15 protein-coding genes are annotated in these 17,411 nt (G+C 70.4%); 8 read left to right on the top strand and 7 right to left on the bottom strand.

All coding sequences use genetic code 11. The features are described from left to right. Window positions 1–632: 632 nt before the first annotated feature. The gene (locus H9651_RS12135; RefSeq protein ID WP_404803017.1) at window positions 633–2,141 is read right to left on the bottom strand and encodes a DHA2 family efflux MFS transporter permease subunit; all 1,509 of its coding nucleotides are present in this window, start codon (window positions 2,139–2,141) and stop codon (window positions 633–635) included. A gap of 122 nt (window positions 2,142–2,263) precedes the next feature. Here H9651_RS12135 and H9651_RS12140 point away from each other — a divergent pair, with 122 nt between their 5' ends. Together H9651_RS12140 and H9651_RS12145 are read left to right on the top strand one after the other, a co-directional pair. Then, the gene (locus H9651_RS12140) at window positions 2,264–3,193 is read left to right on the top strand and encodes a phosphoribosylaminoimidazolesuccinocarboxamide synthase (protein WP_318244866.1); all 930 of its coding nucleotides are present in this window, start codon (window positions 2,264–2,266) and stop codon (window positions 3,191–3,193) included. 83 nt (window positions 3,194–3,276) lie between these two features. Then, the gene (locus tag H9651_RS12145) at window positions 3,277–4,620 is read left to right on the top strand and encodes a uracil-xanthine permease family protein (protein ID WP_191719596.1); all 1,344 of its coding nucleotides are present in this window, start codon (window positions 3,277–3,279) and stop codon (window positions 4,618–4,620) included. Between the two features lie 142 nt (window positions 4,621–4,762). Here H9651_RS12145 and H9651_RS12150 read toward each other — a convergent pair whose 3' ends face one another. The 5 genes from H9651_RS12150 to H9651_RS12170 all read right to left on the bottom strand — a co-directional run bounded on the left by H9651_RS12150 (window position 4,763) and on the right by H9651_RS12170 (window position 10,622). Next, window positions 4,763–5,776 carry a LacI family DNA-binding transcriptional regulator gene (locus tag H9651_RS12150; RefSeq protein ID WP_191719597.1) on the bottom strand — a complete coding sequence of 338 codons (1,014 nt, stop codon included), beginning with the start codon at window positions 5,774–5,776 and terminating at the stop codon, window positions 4,763–4,765. 22 nt (window positions 5,777–5,798) lie between these two features. Then, on the bottom strand, window positions 5,799–7,289 hold the full coding sequence (locus H9651_RS12155; protein ID WP_225216724.1) for a GH1 family beta-glucosidase: 1,491 nt from the start codon (window positions 7,287–7,289) through the stop codon (window positions 5,799–5,801). 5 nt (window positions 7,290–7,294) lie between these two features. Then, a complete protein-coding gene (locus H9651_RS12160; RefSeq protein WP_191719598.1) occupies window positions 7,295–8,209 on the bottom strand; it encodes a carbohydrate ABC transporter permease in 915 nt (304 codons plus the stop codon). Next, window positions 8,206–9,261, bottom strand: coding sequence for a carbohydrate ABC transporter permease (locus H9651_RS12165; protein ID WP_191719599.1), 1,056 nt, complete (start codon window positions 9,259–9,261; stop codon window positions 8,206–8,208). Before H9651_RS12165 ends, H9651_RS12160 begins: the two co-directional genes overlap by 4 nt. An 83-nt stretch (window positions 9,262–9,344) precedes the next feature. After that, entirely contained in the window at window positions 9,345–10,622 is a 1,278-nt protein-coding gene (locus H9651_RS12170) for an ABC transporter substrate-binding protein (protein ID WP_191719600.1), read from the bottom strand. Window positions 10,623–10,857: 235 nt separating this feature from the next. On the opposite strand from H9651_RS12170, the gene purS reads away from it, so the two are divergent. From purS to H9651_RS12185, 3 genes are read left to right on the top strand one after another with little or no spacing between them, the layout of a single operon-like run. After that, complete coding sequence (gene purS / locus H9651_RS12175; protein ID WP_191719601.1) at window positions 10,858–11,106, top strand: phosphoribosylformylglycinamidine synthase subunit PurS; 249 nt, start codon at window positions 10,858–10,860, stop codon at window positions 11,104–11,106. Further along, entirely contained in the window at window positions 11,103–11,810 is a 708-nt protein-coding gene (gene purQ / locus H9651_RS12180) for a phosphoribosylformylglycinamidine synthase subunit PurQ (RefSeq protein ID WP_191719602.1), read from the top strand. Before purS ends, purQ begins: the two co-directional genes overlap by 4 nt. 48 nt (window positions 11,811–11,858) lie before the next feature. Beyond that, a complete protein-coding gene (locus tag H9651_RS12185; RefSeq protein WP_191719603.1) occupies window positions 11,859–12,791 on the top strand; it encodes a 2-hydroxyacid dehydrogenase in 933 nt (310 codons plus the stop codon). Window positions 12,792–12,810: 19 nt separating this feature from the next. Here the strand turns inward: H9651_RS12185 and H9651_RS12190 are convergent, their stop codons facing one another. Continuing rightward, window positions 12,811–13,332 (bottom strand): adenine phosphoribosyltransferase, encoded by a 522-nt coding sequence (locus H9651_RS12190; protein ID WP_191719604.1) that lies wholly within the window; start codon window positions 13,330–13,332, stop codon window positions 12,811–12,813. Window positions 13,333–13,421: 89 nt separating this feature from the next. Between H9651_RS12190 and H9651_RS12195 the strand changes: the two genes are divergently transcribed. From H9651_RS12195 to H9651_RS12205, 3 genes are read left to right on the top strand one after another with little or no spacing between them, the layout of a single operon-like run. Beyond that, window positions 13,422–15,107, top strand: a complete 1,686-nt coding sequence (locus H9651_RS12195) for a glycoside hydrolase family 13 protein (RefSeq protein WP_191719605.1) — start codon at window positions 13,422–13,424, stop codon at window positions 15,105–15,107. A gap of 25 nt (window positions 15,108–15,132) precedes the next feature. Next, on the top strand, window positions 15,133–16,152 hold the full coding sequence (locus H9651_RS12200) for a LacI family DNA-binding transcriptional regulator (protein WP_191719606.1): 1,020 nt from the start codon (window positions 15,133–15,135) through the stop codon (window positions 16,150–16,152). A gap of 10 nt (window positions 16,153–16,162) precedes the next feature. Then, a complete protein-coding gene (locus tag H9651_RS12205) occupies window positions 16,163–17,380 on the top strand; it encodes an amidohydrolase (protein ID WP_191719607.1) in 1,218 nt (405 codons plus the stop codon). The last annotated feature ends 31 nt before the right edge of the window (window positions 17,381–17,411 follow it).

Consider the following 17,411-nt stretch of genomic DNA (forward strand, 5'->3'; position numbering starts at 1 on the left):
ACAAGTGCACGCTGTTGAGTTCTCAAGGATCGGATGCTCCTGCTACTCAGCCTCTCAGCCTCGCCCGCAGGGCAACTAATCAATTGTCCGGTGTCCACCAGATCGGCGCTTCGCTCGACATGACGTCGGGCAGTGGTCCCTGACCTGGTTCTGTGAACCGGACTCCCCATCGTAGCACGCCCCGGAGGGTGTGTGTAAGAGGTGGGGGGTTGTCGGCTACTTGAGGGGAGCGGGGCGTCTCAGCCTCTCCGCTGTCCCTGTGGGGCCAACAAGAAAAAGAATACGTGGATCCCGGGCACCCGGCAAATCGGGCCCACCTCCCGGGCGTGTCGCGCCCCTGTCCCCCGTGATCACGCGGGTCCACGCCCCTCCCGGCGCGCCCACTCCTCCCCTGCGCACCACCTCCCCCGCACCCCGCCAGCGCACAACGTCGCCAATCCGCATCACCCCGGCACGGGCGACCACGCACAACGTCGCCAATCCAGTCCCCTGGACAGTTCCCCCCGCATCCACACGGCGGTCCAGCTTCGGAATGGCGACGTTGTGCAGCTGGTGCCAGGTGTGGGGTCGCCGGATTGGCGACGTTGTGCACGCGGCAGCCCGCGACCCGGGCGACCCGGGCACCCGCGCGCTCAGCGCGGGGCCGGCACGGTGGGGCGGAGGAACACCACCGCGACGATGCCGAGCAGGATCACCCCGGCCGGGAGCAGCGTCGCCTGGGCCATGGCCGCGGCGAACCCTGCTGCCACCTCGGCCGGCACCGCCCCGCCGCCGCCGTCGCCGGCGACCATTCCCGGGACGTTCGCCTCGAGGCGCCCCTGCATGACGGCGGCTATCGCGGCCGAACCGAGGACCGAGCCGATCGTGCGCATCGTGTTGTACACGCCGGAGCCGGCGCCGGCCCGTCGCGGCGCGAGATTGCGCGTGGCCGTCGTCGCCAACGGCCCCCACAGTCCGGCCTGCCCGGCGCCCATGAGAGCAGAGGGCAGCAGGAACATCCAGATGGGGGTGTCGAGGTTCATGAGCGCCGCGTACCAGACGAGCGCCGCCGAGACCGCGATCATCCCGGGTACGAGCAGCCGCCGCGGGTCGGTGCGATCGAGCAGCCGCCCGGCCAAGGGGGACAGGATGCCGGCGGCGAGCGCCATCGGCACGAGCACCAGGGCCGCCTGGGTGGGGGTGAGTCCGCGGGCGAGCTGCAGGAAGAACATGAACGGCAGCGACATGCTCGCCGCCATGAAGCCGACAGTGGTGATGCCGATGCCCGCGATCGCGAAGTTGCGGTCGCGGAAGAGGTCCATCGGCACGAGCGGCTCACTGCGCGTGCGCGCCTGCTGCCAGATGAACAGCCCGAGCACGGCGATGCCCGCGACGAGCAGCATCCACACCGTCACCGGCCCCCAGATGACGCCCCAGTCGTAGTGCTCCGCCTCCTGCAGCGCGAACACGATGAGGAAAAGCGCTGCGGCGCTGAGGAAGACGCCCACCATGTCGAACCGGTGCGGGTGCGTCTCGAGCGTGGGCACCAGCATCCACGCCAGCACGAACCCGATGACGCCGACCGGGAGGTTGACGAAGAAGATCCATTCCCATCCCCACGCATCCACGAGCAGCCCGCCCGCGAGAGGGCCGACGAGCATCGCGACGCCGGAGGTCGCGCCCCACAGCCCCATCGCGGCGCCCCGACGGTCGGCGGGGAACGTGCGCGTGATCACCGCCATCGTCTGCGGCGTCATGAGCGCGGCACCCAACCCCTGCACCGCGCGGAAGGCGATGAGGGCACCGAGCGTGGGTGAGAGCCCGCACCCGAGTGAGGCGAGGGTGAACACCGCCAGACCGATCAGGTAGATGTTCTTCGGTCCGAACCTGTCGCCCAGGCGGCCGGTCAGCAGCAGCGGCACCGCGTACGCGAGCAGGTAGGCGCTCGTGACCCACACGACATTGTCGAGGTTGCCCGTGGCGGGGTCGAGCGCCGCTTTGATCGCGGGGTTGGCGACCGAGACGATCGTGGTGTCCACCAGGATCATGAAGAACCCGATGACCAGCGCCCAGAGGGCCGGCCACGGTCCGCGTTCGCGGGTGGATGCCGCGGGGCGCTGCGCCGGGGCTGCGCGCCGCGCGCGGGTGTCGGGTTCGGTCACGGGTTCGCCCTTCCACATCGCGCGGCCATCGTCGTCGTCGGTCCACGGCGCACTCTACGCCCGGCGCGCACCCACGAGGGCCGCCGGGGCGGGGCCCCGCCGGCACCGTCGATAATGGGCACGTGACCTCCCCCGAGCTGCCCGGCTGGCGACATGTCTATTCCGGCAAGGTGCGTGACCTCTACGTACCGGACGCCGCAACGAGCGACGAGGCGGTGGCCGACCGCATGCTCGTTGTCGCCAGCGACCGCGTCAGCGCGTTCGACTTCGTACTGGAGCCCGGCATCCCGGGCAAGGGCGTGCTGCTCACGACGCTGAGTCTGTGGTGGTTCGACCAGCTTGCCGGCGGCGACGGCGGGCGCGGCATCCCGAACCACCTCGCCGCGAACGTCGTGCTGGGCGACGACGACGAACCACACCCGCTCGTCCCGGAGGCCGTGGCGGGACGGGCGATGGTGGTGCGCTCGCTCGAGATGCTCCCCGTCGAGTGCGTGGTGCGCGGCTACCTGACCGGGTCGGGGTGGGCCGAGTACCAGGCCTCCGGCACGGTGTGCGGCATCCCTCTGCCGGCCGGCCTCGGCGACGGCGACCGGCTGCCCGAGCCGCTCTTCACCCCCGCGTACAAGGCACCGATGGGCGAGCACGACGAGAACATCTCGTTCGCGCAGACCATCGACCTCGTCGGGGCGGAGCGTGCGCACGAACTGCGCGACACCTCGCTGGAGATCTACACGCGCGCCACGGCGACCGCCGAGCGCCACGGACTGATCCTCGCCGACACGAAGTTCGAGTTCGGACTCGACGATGGGGGCGAACTCACCCTCGCCGACGAAGTGCTCACGAGCGACTCCTCGCGCTATTGGGATGCCGCGGCCTGGCAGACCGGCACGACCCCCGCCGCGCGGATGGCGTCGTTCGACAAGCAGATCGTGCGCGACTGGCTGGCGGCGAACTGGGACAAGCGGGGCACGCCGCCGCCGCTTCCCGCCGACATCGTCGAGCGCACGGCCGACCGCTACCGGGAGCTGCTGCAGCGACTCACCGAACGTTGACCGCACCCGGCGGTTCCTCTCAGACTCCTCACAGATAATCTGAGTCCAGATACTTCCCCTGTACTTCCTACCCGAGGAGTCCTATGGCCATCTGGCGCCTGCACGGTGACGGCCGTCATGTCGAACGCGGAGCCGTCGTCAAACCCGAGGAACGTCTGAGCTGGGGCGCCACCATCGCCATCGGCGCGCAGCACGTCGTCGCGATGTTCGGTGCGACGTTCCTGGTTCCGATCCTCACCGGCTTCCCGGTGTCGACGACCCTGCTGTTCTCGGGACTCGGCACCCTGCTGTTCCTGCTCATCACCAAGAACCGCCTCCCCAGCTACCTGGGATCGTCGTTCGCGTTCATCGCACCGATCACCGCGCTCAACGCCGGCGGCCCGCTGACGACCGCCACCCAGCTCACCCAGGCGCTGGTCGGTGTGTTCGTCGCCGGCGCGCTGCTTGCCGCGGTCGGCTTCATCGTTCAGGCGGTGGGCACCGGCTGGATCGAGAAGCTCATGCCGCCGGTCGTCGCCGGTGCGATCGTCGCGCTGATCGGCTTCAACCTCGCCCCGGCGGCGTGGAACAACTTCCAACTGCAGCCGGAACTCGCCACCGTCACCCTCGTCGCGGTCGTGCTGTTCAGCGTGCTGTTCCGCGGGTTCCTCGGTCGCATCTCGATCTTCCTGGGCGTCATCGTCGGCTACCTCGTGGCCGTCTTCACCGGACAGATCGACTTCACGACGGTGAACGAGGCCGCGTGGATCGGACTGCCCGAGTTCCACCTCGCCGGTCTCACCGACCCCGCCGCGTGGGCGCTCGTGCCGATGTTCCTGCCCGTGGTGCTCGTGCTCATCGCGGAGAACGTCGGGCATGTGCGCGGCGTCGCCACCATGACCGAGGACCCCTCCATCAACAAGCACACCGGCCGCGCGCTCATCGCCGACGGTGCCGCGACGATGCTCGCCGGCGGCTTCGGCGGCTCGGCGACGACGACCTACGGCGAGAACATCGGCGTCATGGCCGCCACGCGCGTGTACTCGACGGCGGCCTACTGGGTCGCCGGCATCGTGGCGATGCTGCTGGCCTTCTCGCCCAAGATCGGCGCGCTGTTCAACACGATCCCGGCCGGCGTGCTGGGTGGCGTGACGACGGCCCTGTACGGCCTCATCGGCGTCATCGGCATCAAGATCTGGGTCGACAACCGCGTGGACTTCTCGCGCCCGGTGAACCAGTACACCGTGGCGGTGTCGTTCATCATCGCGATCGCCGGCTTCACGATGGACTGGGGCTCGCTGCAGTTCGGTGCGATCGTGCTCGGCACGGTGGCGGCGCTCGTGATCTACCACGCCGGCAACGCCATCGCCCGCTGGCGTCGCACCGGGGCCGACGACGGCGGCCCGATCCCCGCGGTCGGCCAGCTCGGCGGCGACCCGCAGGACTGACCCCGCCCCGCCGCGCGCCGTCTCCACCATGAGACGAATACCGGTGGCCGAGAACCTGGGTATCACCCACGGTCTCGGCCACTGGTATTCGTTTCAGCGCGGGGAAGGCGGTGACGCGACGCGGCGCGGCGGCGGCGGGGGGTCAGGCGGAGTCGCGGACGATCAGCTCGGTGGCGAGCATCGTCACGTGCTGCGGACGACCGCCACGCAGCAGCTCCAGCAGGATCGAGGCCATGTGCTCGCCCTGTTCGTGCGAGGGCTGGCGCACCGTCGTGAGCGCGGGGGTCACCGCCGTCGCGACGGGAGAGTCGTCGAAACCGACGATCCCGACGTCCTGCGGCACCCGGATGCCGGCCCGCGCGAGGGTCGCGAGCGCTCCCCGGGCCATGAGGTCGCTGGCGACGAACAGACCGTCGAACTCCACGCCCGCCTCGAGCATGCGCTCCAGCGCCCGCGCGCCGCCCTCGGCCGTGAAGTTGCCGTCCTCGACCGCGACCTCTTCGAGGCCCGCCGCGGCGAGCGCATCGCGGTACCCCTGCAGACGGTCCACGCCCGCGGGCATGGTGACGGGCCCCGTGATCGACGCGATGCGCCGGCGCCCGCGCTCGATGAGGTGCTGGGTCGCGACGCGACCGCCCTCGACGTTGTCGACGTCGACGTAGTAGTCGTTCTCGCGCTCGCGCACCGGCCGACCGCCGTAGACGACCGGCACGCTGGCTGCGATGCGGTCGATGAACGTGTCGCTGGTGTGGTGCGAGACGATGACCGCCCCGTCGACGGCGCCGCTGCGCACGTAGCTCGTGGTCTTGTCGCGCGGATCGTCGTTGGCGAGGATCAGGTTCAGCACGTAGTCCGACCGACTGATGCGCGCGTTGATGCCCGACACGACCGCCGCGAAGAACGGGTCGCCGAAGAATCTCGTCGTGTCCTCGGGCACCACCAGCGCGATCGCGAGCGTCTGCCTGCTCGCCAGCGACCGGGCCGCCCGGTTGGGGACGTAGTTCAGTTCGGTGATCGCGCGGTTGACCGCCTCCAGCGCGGTGGGGCTGACGGCGGTCGACCCGTTGACGACGCGCGACACCGTCGAACGTGACACGCCGGCGGCGGCGGCGACCTCTTCGATCGTCACCGCACCGCGCAGTTCGTCGATGCTCATGCGCCCTCCGGTGACATCGTGACTATCCGGCAGGCGGGACGTCCAGCGCCCGCTCGGCGATGATCCGACTGTACTCGCGACCGCTGTCCTTGACCGACCGCTGCTGGGTGTCGTAGTCGACGTGCACGATGCCGAAGCGCTTCTCGTATCCCCACGCCCACTCGAAGTTGTCCAGCAGGGACCAGTAGAAGTAGCCGCGCACGTCGACACCGGCATCCTGCGCGTCGAGGATCGCCCCCAGGTGCACCCGCACGAACTCGGCGCGGTCGGCGTCGTGCACGCGCACCTCGCCGTCCTCGACCACGGCGACGTCGTCGTAGGCGGCGCCGTTCTCGGTGACGTACAGCGGCACCTGCTTCGCGCCGGTGTAGTCCTCCTGCACACGCACGAGCAGGCGGGTGAGGCCCTCGGGCTGCACCTCCCAGTGCATGGTGGTGCGCGGGAGGCCTCGGTCGTGCCAGTGGATGCGATCGTGCGACGGGAACGGCGACGAAGCGGGCCGGTCGGTCGGGGCGTCGCCACCGGTGACGGGCACCGCGGGCGCGCTGCCGCCGACGAACTCGCCGTGGTAGTAATTCACGCCGAGGGCGTCGAGAGGCGTCGCGATGGCTTCGAGGTCGCCGGGGTGCACCGCCTGCTCGAACGCCGCGATCGCCTCGGCATCCACCGCGCGGATGTCCTCGACGATGTCGGCGGGGTAGGCCGCGCGGAAGATCGGGTCGAGGAACCACCGGTTGAACTGGCCGTCGATGCGACGGGCGGCGTCGAGGTCGGCGGGGTCCGTCGGATCCACCGGGTCTGCCACCGTCAGGTTGAGGGTGATCCCCAGCTGCAGGCCCGAATCGCGCGCCCGCAGCTCCCGCACGGCCTGGCCGTGTGCGAGCAGCAGGTGGTGTGCGGCCAGCACACCCTCGCGCACGCTCTCGTGCCCGGGGGCGTGGATGCCGGCGGTGTAGCTGAGGAACGACGAGCACCACGGCTCGTTGAGCGTCGTCCAGGCCTGCACGCGGTCGCCCAGCGCCTCGTGCATGTCCAGGGCGTACTCGGTGAACAGGTCCGCGGTATCGCGGTTGGTCCAGCCACCCTTCTCCTGCAGCGCCTGCGGCAGATCCCAGTGGTAGAGGGTCAGCCACGGCATGATGCCGGCATCGAGCAGCTCGTCGGTCAGCCGCTTGTAGAAGTCCACGCCCTTCGGGTTGAGCGCTCCGCCGTCGGGCCGCACGCGCGACCACGAGGTGGAGAACCGATAGGTCTGCAGCCCCATGCGCTTCATCAGCGCCACATCATCGCCGTAGCGGTGGTAGTGGTCGCAGGCCACGTCACCGTTGTCGGCGTTGATGACCGCCCCGGGAACGCGGGCGAAGGCATCCCAGATCGAATCCGTGCGGCCGTCCTCGTGGGCGGCCCCCTCGATCTGGTAGGCCGCGGTGGCGGCCCCGAAGAGGAAGTCGGTGGGGAAGGGGCGGGTACGTGCCGACATGCGGACGGACTCCTCTCGTGTGATGGTGCTCATGATCGTCAACCCTTGACTGCGCCGGCCATGATGCCGCTGACCAGCTGCTTGCCCGCGAAGATGAACAGCAGCAGGAGCGGAATCGTGGCGAGCACGACCCCGGCGAGCACGATGGAGTAGTCGACGAAGTAGTTCGACTGCAACAGCGACAACGCCACCGGCAGCGTGGGGTTCTGCCGATCGAGCACGATGAAGGGCCAGAAGAAATTGTTCCATGCGCCCACGAAGGTGAAGAGGAACAACATGGCAGCGGCGGGGCGGGCGGCGGTGACGCCGACGGTCCAGAAGGTGCGGATCATCGACGCGCCGTCGACACGGGCGGCTTCGATGAGCTCATCAGGCACGGCCTGCTGCAGGTACTGCGTCATCCAGAACACCCCGAAGGCGCTCGTGAGGGCCGGGATGATGATCGCACCGATCTCGCCCGTCCAGCCGAGGTCGGCGAACAGGATGTACAGCGGCACCACCCCCAGCTGCTGCGGCACGGCCATCGTGGCCACGACGAACACCAGCAGCGCCGGCCCACCGAGGAAGCGCAGTTTGGCGAACGCCCAGCCGGCGAGGGTCGAGGTGATGACCACAGCCGAGGCGATGATGAACGAGCTGTAGATCGAGTTCCACAGCGCCGGCCAGAAGTTCACCGCCGGGTTGGTCACGACCGACAGGGCGTTGTCGATGAAGTTGCCGCCCGGGACCCACGGGAAGTCCCCGCGCAGCGTCGTGGCATCGCCGGAGCCGATGATGAACGACCAGTACAGCGGGAAGACCGCCGAGAGGAAGACGACGCCGAGGGTCGCGTAGGCCCAGAATCCGGGGCGGGTACCGCGGATGCGGATCGCCTTGGCGCCGCGGCGGCGTGCGCGGGCGTTCGCGATGCCGGACTCGGCGATCGCGAGGGGCGGAGGGGTGCCGATGCTCATCGCTGGGACTCCTTGACCTGCTTCTTGGCGGTGCGGGCGGCCTGTTTCTGCTGGCGTTTGCTGAGTTCGGTGCGCAACCCCTCGTCACGCACGAAGGTGCGGGTGAGGAGGAGGTTGATCAACCCGATGCCGAGGATGATGATGAACAGGATCCAGGCCATCGCCGCGGCGCGGCCGAAGTTCCACTGCCCCCAGCCGATGTCGTACAGGTAGAGCGTGATGGTGAGCCACTGCTGACCCGCACCACCGCGACCGTACTGGTCGAACACGCGCGGTTCGTCGAAGATCTGCAGTCCGCCGATGGTGGAGGTGATGATGACGAAGATCAGGGTGGGCTTGAGCGACGGCATCGTGATGCTGAAGAACTGGCGCAGCGGGCCGGCACCGTCGACGGTGGCGGCCTCGTAGTAGTCGCGGTTCACGGCCTGCATGGCCGCCAGCAGGATGAGGGCGTTGTAGCCGACCCAGCGGTAGTTGACCATCGTGGCGATGGCGACGTGGCTCCAGAACGGTTCGACGTGCCACGGGATGGCGGAGATGCCGATGAGCTCGAGCCAGCTGTTGATGAGGCCGGACCTGTCGGCGAACATCGCGTTGAAGATGAGGCCGACGGCGACGGGGGCCACGACATAGGGCACGAGCACGCCCATGCGCCAGAACGTCTTGGCGCGGATGTTGCGGTCGAGCACCGCGGCGATGAAGATCGCGAGGATCAGCTGCGGGACGCTGGAGAGCACGAAGATGCTGAAGGTGTTGCGCAGCGCCGTCCAGAAATGGGGCTGCGACAGGATCCAGATGTACTGGTCGAAACCGACGAACTCGCCGGAGTTGCGGACGAGGTCCCAATCCATGAACGAGATGACGGCGGTGTAGGCGATGGGGAACAGACCCACGATCGCGAACATGATGAAGAACGGCGAGATGTAGAGGTACGGCGAGACCTTGAGGTCCCACTTGCTCAGCCGTTGCGAGAACGAGATCACGCGCGGCGGCCGCGGCGGCTGATCGAATGCCTCGGCGGTCGTCGCCGGGCGGGTGTCGGTAGCGGTCACGATCGCCTTTCGTTGTCGACGGTCACGGGGTGCGGGTCGCGCGGGCGGCCCGCACCCCGTGAGTCAGTGGTCGAGACTGTGCGTCAGAAACCGCTGATCTCGGTCAGCCACGTCTGCCACGCGGTCTCTTTGTCGTCCAGTCCGTCGAAGACGCGGGTGATCGCGTTCTGGAGCGCGTCGTGGTACTTGAAGTAGTCCTGACCCTTGTAGGTCGACACCGTGATCGCGTTGGCGCGGTCGATGCCGATCTGACCCGTCGGGGCGTCGTTGAAGTACTCATTGACGAAGCCGGTCAGGTCAGGGCTGTCCTGCGCGTCGACCTGGCTCGGGAGGGTGCCGGCGTTGACGAAGGCCTTGATCTGGGTCTCGGGGGACGTCAGCCAGTCGGCGAGCTGCTGGGCAGCTTCGATGTTGTCGCCGTCAGCGGGGACGACGAGGTACGAGCCACCCCAGTTGCCGCCACCCTCGGGGAACGCGTTGGCAACATCCCAGCCGGTGACGTCAGGAGCCTCACCGGCGATGATTCCCTGCATCCACGGCGGGCACAGCATGGCGGCGAACTCGCCACCCGCCATCGACGCGTACCAGTCTTCGCTCCACTGACCGGGGTAGGCCGCGATCGGCACGGCCTGGTCGATGACGGTGTCGTAGGCCGCGCGGATCTCGGGGTTGTCGGCGGCGATGATCGTGCCGTCCGGCTCCTCGTAGGCGAACTCGAGCTGGTTCACCAGGCCCTGGAGGACCGAGTTGGCCGAATCGATGAACGGCGTGCCGGTCTTGGCGACGTAGTCCGCACCCACCTGGAAGAAGGCGTCCCACGTCGGGAAGAGCTCGGCGACGGCCTCGCGGTCGGTGGGCAGGCCCGCCGCCTCGAAGAGGTCCTGGCGGTAGCAGACCGCCTGCGGGCCGGCGTCGGTGCCGTACGCGACCAGGTTGCCGGCGGCATCGGTCGCCGCCGCTTCCTTCCAGTCGAGCCAGCGGCCCTTGAGGTCGTCGGGCACGGGAACGACGAGGTCGGAGTACTGCATCATCTCGGTGAACCAGTCCACCTCGACGGCTTCGACGTCGCCGAGTCCGCCCTTGCCGAGCTTCTGGAAGAAGTTCGCGCGGGCGTCGTTGGACGTGGCCGCCTTGTTGTGGACGACTTCGATGCCGGTCTCTTCGGTGAACTCCGCGAGGAGTTCGTCCGAGTAGCCCATGTCGTTGAAGGTCGCGAGGGTCAGGGTGGCCCCGCCGCTCGCATCTCCATCGGCGTTGCCCCCGGCGTCGCCGTCGCCGGCGGTACAGCCGGCGAGCACGAGCGCGGAGGTGGTCGCGACGGCCGCCAGCAGGGCGGTGCGCCGCAGTGCGCGTGTTTTCACGTGTCACTCCTTTGTGGTGTGGGTATGGCTGGTGCGTCGGCCCGCGCACCCGACGTGGGAGCGCTCTCACCGATAGACCACAAGTTATGGGATCGCTCCCACCGAGTCAAGGGAGCGCTCCCACCGATCGGGTCACGCTTGCGTAACGCCGTCGACCCGCCCCGGCGGGCGTGCCGCGCCACGGGCTCCCCGTAGACTGGCCGGGCACCTTTCCCGCGACATCCGGAGCCCCCACATGCCCACCATCGTCGTCGACGTCATGCCCAAGGCCGAGCTGCTGGATCCGCAGGGGAAGGCCGTCTCGGGCGCACTCGACCGCCTCGGGGTCGCCGACTTCACCGCCGTGCGCATCGGCAAGCGTTTCGAGCTCACCGTCGAAGGCGACGTCACCGACGAGGTGCTCGCCACCGCCCGCCGCATCGCCGACGAGATCCTCTCCAACGCCGTCATCGAAGACGTCGTGGGCATCGAGGTCGTCGAATGACCGCTCGGGTCGGGGTCATCACGTTCCCCGGCTCGCTCGACGACGGCGACGCCGCTCGCGCCATCCGGCTGGCCGGCGCAGAACCCGTGGCGCTCTGGCACGGCTCGCACGACCTCGATGGTGTCGACGCTCTCGTGCTGCCCGGTGGGTTCAGCTACGGCGACTACCTGCGCGCCGGCGCGATCGCCGCGCTCGCGCCGATCATGGCCGAAGTGAAGGATGCCGCCGCCAAAGGCATGCCGGTGCTCGGCATCTGCAACGGCTTCCAGATGCTCGTCGAGGCGCACCTGCTGCCGGGCGGGCTCATCCGCAACGCCCACCAGCAGTTCATCCGACGCGACCAGCGCCTGCGGGTCGAGAACGCCACCACCTCGTGGACCAGCGACTACGACGCGGGGCAGGAGATCGTCATCCCGCTGAAGAACGCCGACGGCGGCTACATCGCCTCGGAGTCCGAGCTCGACCGTCTCGAGGGCGAGGGCCTGGTGGCGGTGCGCTACCTGGGGGTGAACCCCAACGGGTCGCTGCGCGACATCGCCGGCATCACGAACGAGCGCGGCAACGTCGTGGGCCTCATGCCCCACCCCGAGCACGCCGTCGAGCCGGGCTTCGGTCCTGACACCTCGGTGGCGATGCGCTCGGGCGTGGACGGACTGTCGTTCTTCACCTCGGCGATCAGCGCCGTGGTGGGCGCCGCGGCCTGACCCGCCACCCACGGGTCGCCGCACCGGCAGGGTCGGTATCGTCGGAGGATGACCTCCGGCATCCACGATCTCGTCCTCAGCGTGCCCTCGGCCCAGCTCGCCGCCGACCTGGGGCCACTGCCCGACGGTGTCGATCTGGTCGTCTGGGATATGGACGACGACGCCCCGCGTGAGCGCATCGACATCGTCGTGCCGCCCTACATGAACGGCGCGACGCCGTTCGACAAGCTGGCCGCGGTCGCACCGCGCCTCGTGCAGGGCCAGTCGATCGGGTACGAGGGGGTCGCCGACCGCCTTCCTGCGGGTCTCGTCTTCGCCAACGCGGCGAGCGTGCACGAGACCTCGACGGCCGAACTCGCGGTCGCGCTCATCCTCGCCGCGCAGCGCCACCTCGACGACTTCGCCGTGGACACGCGCGAGGGCCGCTGGCGGCCGCAGTTCGCACAGAGCCTCGCCGATCGTCGCGTGCTGCTCATCGGCTACGGCGGCGTGGGCAAGGCCACCGCGGCGCGGCTGCTGCCGTTCGAGGTGGAGCTCACCGTCGTCGCCCGCACCGCACGCGACGAGGACGGCGTGCACGTGCACGGCATCGACGAACTCGACACCCTGCTGCCGGACGCCGAGATCGTCGTGCTGACGCTCCCCGGCGGCGCCGAGACCCGCGGCATCCTCGACGAGCGCACCCTCGCGCTGCTGCCCGACGGCGCGCTCGTGGTCAACGTCGGCCGCGGCTCGCTGGTCGACACCGACGCGCTCGTGGCTGAGACGGGATCGGGCCGGCTGCGTGCGGCGCTCGACGTCGTCGACCCCGAGCCGCTGCCCGAGGGGCACCCGCTGTGGGGTACGCCCGGCGTGCTGATCGCCCCGCACGTGGGCGGGGCGTCCAGCGCGATGCGCCCGCGCATCGCCCGACTCGTCCGGCGTCAGGCCGAGCGGATGCTGGCGGGCGAGGAACCGCTGAACGTCGTCATCCGCACCTGAGCGGCGGGGCTCGGGGGCCTCAGGCGGTGAAGACCGAGTAGACGTCGCCGACGGCCTCGCGGCCGCCGAGTCCTTCGAGTTCCATGAGCACGGCGGTGCCGACGACGACGCCGCCGAGCCGGCCGATGAGCTCGTGCGCGGCGACGAGGGTGCCGCCGGTGGCGAGCACGTCGTCGACCAGCAGCACGCGGGTGCCGTCGGCGATGTCGTCGTGGGCTTCGATCGTGGCGGTGCCGTACTCGAGCGTGTACGAGACGGCGGCCGCGGGGCGGGGGAGCTTGCCGGCCTTGCGGATGGGCACGAGGCCGACGCCGGCGGCGGTCGCCATGGCCCCGGCGAGCAGGAAGCCGCGCGCCTCGATGCCGGCGACCACGTCGAACCGGCCGGCGAACGGGGCGATCATCGCGTCGACCACACTGCGCAGCGCCGTGGCGTCGGCCAGCAGCGGGGTGACGTCGCGGAAGAGCACGCCCGGCTGGGGATAGTCGGGGATCGTGCGGATGAGCGAGTCGGCGTGTGCGAGCGCGGTTTCGGGGGTCACCGACAGATTCTATGCGCCGCGACCGGACGATGCCTGGGAGAGCCGACAACGGCCGCGACCACTGCAAGCGCTTGCATTAGCATGGCGGCATGACACTTCCCGAGACCGCCCTCCCCGGAGAGACCCGCGAGAACTCCCGCCCCGGCGCAGAATGGTGGCGCACCGCCGTCATCTACCAGATCTACCCCCGGTCCTTCGCCGACGCCTCGGGCGACGGCGTGGGCGACCTGCCCGGTGTGACCTCGCACATCGATGATCTGCAGGCGCTCGGCATCGACGCGATCTGGCTGAGCCCGTTCCAGCGGTCGCCGCAGAAGGATGCCGGCTACGACGTGGCCGACTACTGCGACGTCGACCCGCTCTTCGGCACCCTGGCCGACTTCGACGACCTCATCGACGCGGCCCACTCCCGCGGCATCCGCATCATCACGGACCTCGTCCCCAACCACTCCTCCGACCAGCACGAGTGGTTCCAGCAGGCTCTCGCCGCCGCCCCCGGCAGCCCCGAGCGCGCCCGCTACATCTTCCGCGACGGCAAGGGCGAGCACGGCGAACTGCCCCCGAACAACTGGGAGTCCGTCTTCGGCGGCCCGGCCTGGACCCGTGTGGTCGAGCCCGACGGCACGCCCGGTCAGTGGTACCTGCACCTGTTCGACTCGTCGCAGCCCGACTTCGATTGGTCCAACCCCGAGGTGCGCGAGGAGTTCCGTCGCATCCTGCGCTTCTGGCTGGACCGCGGCGTCGACGGCTTCCGCGTGGATGTCGCCCACGGTCTCGTGAAGGCCGCGGGCCTGCCCGACTACACGCCCGACCCCGACGCGGGCTCGATGGGCGGCGACGCCGCCGACGTGCCCTACTGGGGCCAGGAGGGTGTGCACGAGATCTACCGCGACTGGCACGAGCTGCTCGCCGAGTACGACGGCGACCGGGCGCTGTGCGCCGAGGCGTGGCTGCCCACCGTGGACATCACCGCCCAGTGGGTGCGCCCCGACGAGATGCACCAGGCGTTCAACTTCGCCTACCTCGAGACCCCGTGGGATGCCGCGGCGCTGCGCGAGGTCATCGATGAGTCGCTGCGCGCCTACCCCGCCGTGGGCGCCCCGAGCACGTGGGTGCTGTCGAACCACGACGTCGTGCGCCACGCGTCGCGTCTCGCACTGACCGCCGAGAACCCGCAGGGCCACGGCATCGGACCGGACTCCCCCGGCCAGCCGGAGCCCGTGCTGGGCCTGCGGCGCGCCCGCGCCGCGTCGACGGTCATGCTGGCGCTGCCCGGTTCGGCCTACCTCTACCAGGGCGAGGAATTGGGCCTGCCCGAGGTCATCGACCTGCCCGGCGAGGCGCGTCAGGACCCGACGTGGTTCCGCACCGGCGGCGAGCGCTACGGGCGTGACGGCTGCCGCGTGCCGATCCCGTGGCAGGCCGACGCCCCCGCGTACGGCTTCAGCCCCACCGGCCGGTCGTGGCTGCCGCAGCCCGCGCAGTGGGCGCCCCTCGCCCGCAGCGCCCAGGTCGACGACCCGGCATCCACGCTGTCGCTGTACCGCACGCTGCTCGCCGCGCGCCGCGCGCACGGGCTCGGCGCCGGCGCACTGCAGTGGATCGACGGCTTCGGCGACGACGTGCTGGCCTTCCGCAACGGCGACGTCACGGTGATCTCCAACATCGGCCCCACGCCGGTCGAGCTCCCCGCGGGCGAGGTCATCGCGGCGAGCGAGCCGGTGACCGGCGGCGTCCTGCCCGCCGACACCACCGTGTGGCTGCGATCGGCCTGACGCGAGCCCTGCGGGGCCCGACACCATGGTGAGCATCGACGAAGTGGCCCGCGCGGCCGGGGTCTCCACGGCCACGGTCTCGCGGGCCCTCAGCGGCCGCGGCCAGGTGTCGCTCGGCACCCGGTCGCGGGTGCTGGCCACCGCCGCGGAGCTGGGCTACGTCGTCTCGTCCTCGGCGTCGAGCCTCGCTTCGGGACGCACGCGCAACATCGGGGTGCTGCTGCCGGTCGTGGACCGCTGGTACTTCTCCACCGTGCTCGCCGGCATCGCCTCGGGCCTGCAGCGCGCCGGGTACGACATCACGCTCTATGCGCTGACCGAGGATGCCGCCGAGCGCGCGACCGTGTTCGAGACGTTCCTGCGGCGGCAGCGCGTGGATGCGGTCATCGCGATCGCGATCTCGCTCGATGCCGCAGAGGTCGAACGGGTCGAGGCGCTGGGGCTGCCGGTGGTGGCGCTGGGTGCCGCGCACCCGCGGCTGCCGAGCCTGTCGGTCGACGACGTCGCCGTCGCGCGCGTGGCGACCGGGCACCTCACCGCCCTCGGGCACCGCCGCATCGCCCACATCGGCACCACCTCGGCGCACGACGCCGACGGCGACCACATCCCGACGCTGCGACGACACGGGTTCGAGCAGGCCCTCGCCGATGCCGGCATCCCCGCGGCATCGGCCCGTCACGAGCACGCCGACTTCACGATCGAGGACGGGCACCGTGCGGCGATGCGGCTGCTGCGCTCCGACGAGCCGCCCACCGCGATCTTCGCCGCCTCCGACGAGATGGCCATCGGCGCGCTCATGGCCGCGCGCGACCTCGCCCTCTCGGTGCCCGGCGATCTGTCGATCGTCGGGGTCGACGGTCACGAACTGAGCGCCTTCTTCGGACTCACCACCGTCGACCAGTTCCCCCACGACCAGGGGCTGCGCGCGGCCGAGGCGGTGCTGGCCGAGCTCGGCGACGCCGCTCCACCCGCCCCCCTCGCGCCGCTGCCGTTCGAGCTGGTGGTGCGCGCGTCCACCGCACCGCCCGCACGCCCTTCGCCCTAGGCTCACGGGCATGAGCATCGACCTCGAAGCCCTCTACCTCGACCTGCACCGGCATCCGGAGCTCTCCTTCCAGGAGACCCGCACCGCCGGCGTCATCACGCGCGTGCTGGGCGAACTCGGCATCGAGTTCGAAGAGGGCATCGGCCGCACCGGCGTCGCCGCCGTGGTGCGCAACGGCGAGGGGCCGACGGTGTGGCTGCGCGCCGACATGGATGGCCTGCCCGTCCAGGAGCGCACCGGCCTCGCGTACGCCAGCACCGCGCACGGCATCGACCCGTCCGGGCAGGACGTGCCCGTCATGCACGCCTGCGGTCACGACATGCACGTCACCGCGCTGCTGGGGGCGTTGGAGCGCTTGACGGCGACGCGCGAGGAGTGGGCGGGAACGGTCGTCGCCGTGTTCCAGCCCGCCGAGGAGTACGGCGCCGGCGCGCAGGCGATGATCGCCGACGGGGTGCTCGACCGCTTCCCCCGCCCCGACATCGTGCTCGGCCAGCACGTGACGCCGCTGCCGTCGGGAGTCGTGGGCGTGCGACCGGGGACGCAGATGGCCGCGTCCGACGGGCTCACCGTGACGCTGCTCGGCCGCGGCGGCCACGGGTCGCGCCCGCACGCGACGATCGATCCGGTCGTGATGGCGGCTGCCACGGTGATGCGCCTGCAGACGATCGTCTCGCGCGAGGTCGACCCGCGGGAGATGGCGGTCGTGACGGTCGGCGCGATCCACGCCGGGCTGAAGAACAACATCATCCCCGCCGAGGCGCGGCTCGAGCTGAGCCTGCGCTACGCCGACGAGGCGGCGCGCGAACGCATCATGGCCAAGGTCGAGCGGGTGGTGCGCGCCGAGGCCGAGGCGTCCGGCGCCGAGGAGCAGCCGGTGATCAGCACCCTCCACACCCTGCCCCCCACGATCAACGACGTGGATGCCACGGCCCGCCTCGTCGCGGCGTTCGAGCGGTCGTTCGGCGAGGGTGCGGTGGTCGACCCGGGCATGTTCACCGGCAGCGAGGACGTGTCGTGGTTCGCGCGCGAGGGCGGCGCTCCGCTGGTGTTCTGGTTCTGGGGCGGAGTCGACCCGGAGGCATACGCGGCCGCCGCTGCGCGCGGCACGCTCGACGCCGACATCCCCACGAACCACTCGCCGTTCTTCGCTCCGGTGCTGCATCCCACCATCGAACGCGGGGTCGAGAACCTCGTCGTGGCGGCGCGGGAGTTCCTCGCGCAGTGACGCCGGCGCGGCCCGTCGCGAACACCCCTTT

The sequence above is a fragment of the Microbacterium pullorum genome (assembly GCF_014836535.1).
Taxonomy (GTDB): domain Bacteria; phylum Actinomycetota; class Actinomycetes; order Actinomycetales; family Microbacteriaceae; genus Microbacterium; species Microbacterium pullorum.

Bases quoted from the DNA above. Each gene is read 5' to 3' on its own strand.
- H9651_RS12145 (WP_191719596.1), top strand. From the start codon at position 3,277: ATGGCCATCTGGCGCCTGCACGGTGACGGCCGTCATGTCGAACGCGGA.
- H9651_RS12150 (WP_191719597.1), bottom strand. From the start codon at position 5,776: ATGAGCATCGACGAACTGCGCGGTGCGGTGACGATCGAAGAGGTCGCC.
- H9651_RS12155 (WP_225216724.1), bottom strand. From the start codon at position 7,289: ATGAGCACCATCACACGAGAGGAGTCCGTCCGCATGTCGGCACGTACC.
- H9651_RS12160 (WP_191719598.1), bottom strand. From the start codon at position 8,209: ATGAGCATCGGCACCCCTCCGCCCCTCGCGATCGCCGAGTCCGGCATC.
- purS (WP_191719601.1), top strand. From the start codon at position 10,858: ATGCCCACCATCGTCGTCGACGTCATGCCCAAGGCCGAGCTGCTGGAT.
- purQ (WP_191719602.1), top strand. From the start codon at position 11,103: ATGACCGCTCGGGTCGGGGTCATCACGTTCCCCGGCTCGCTCGACGAC.
- H9651_RS12185 (WP_191719603.1), top strand. From the start codon at position 11,859: ATGACCTCCGGCATCCACGATCTCGTCCTCAGCGTGCCCTCGGCCCAG.
- H9651_RS12195 (WP_191719605.1), top strand. From the start codon at position 13,422: ATGACACTTCCCGAGACCGCCCTCCCCGGAGAGACCCGCGAGAACTCC.
- H9651_RS12200 (WP_191719606.1), top strand. From the start codon at position 15,133: ATGGTGAGCATCGACGAAGTGGCCCGCGCGGCCGGGGTCTCCACGGCC.
- H9651_RS12205 (WP_191719607.1), top strand. From the start codon at position 16,163: ATGAGCATCGACCTCGAAGCCCTCTACCTCGACCTGCACCGGCATCCG.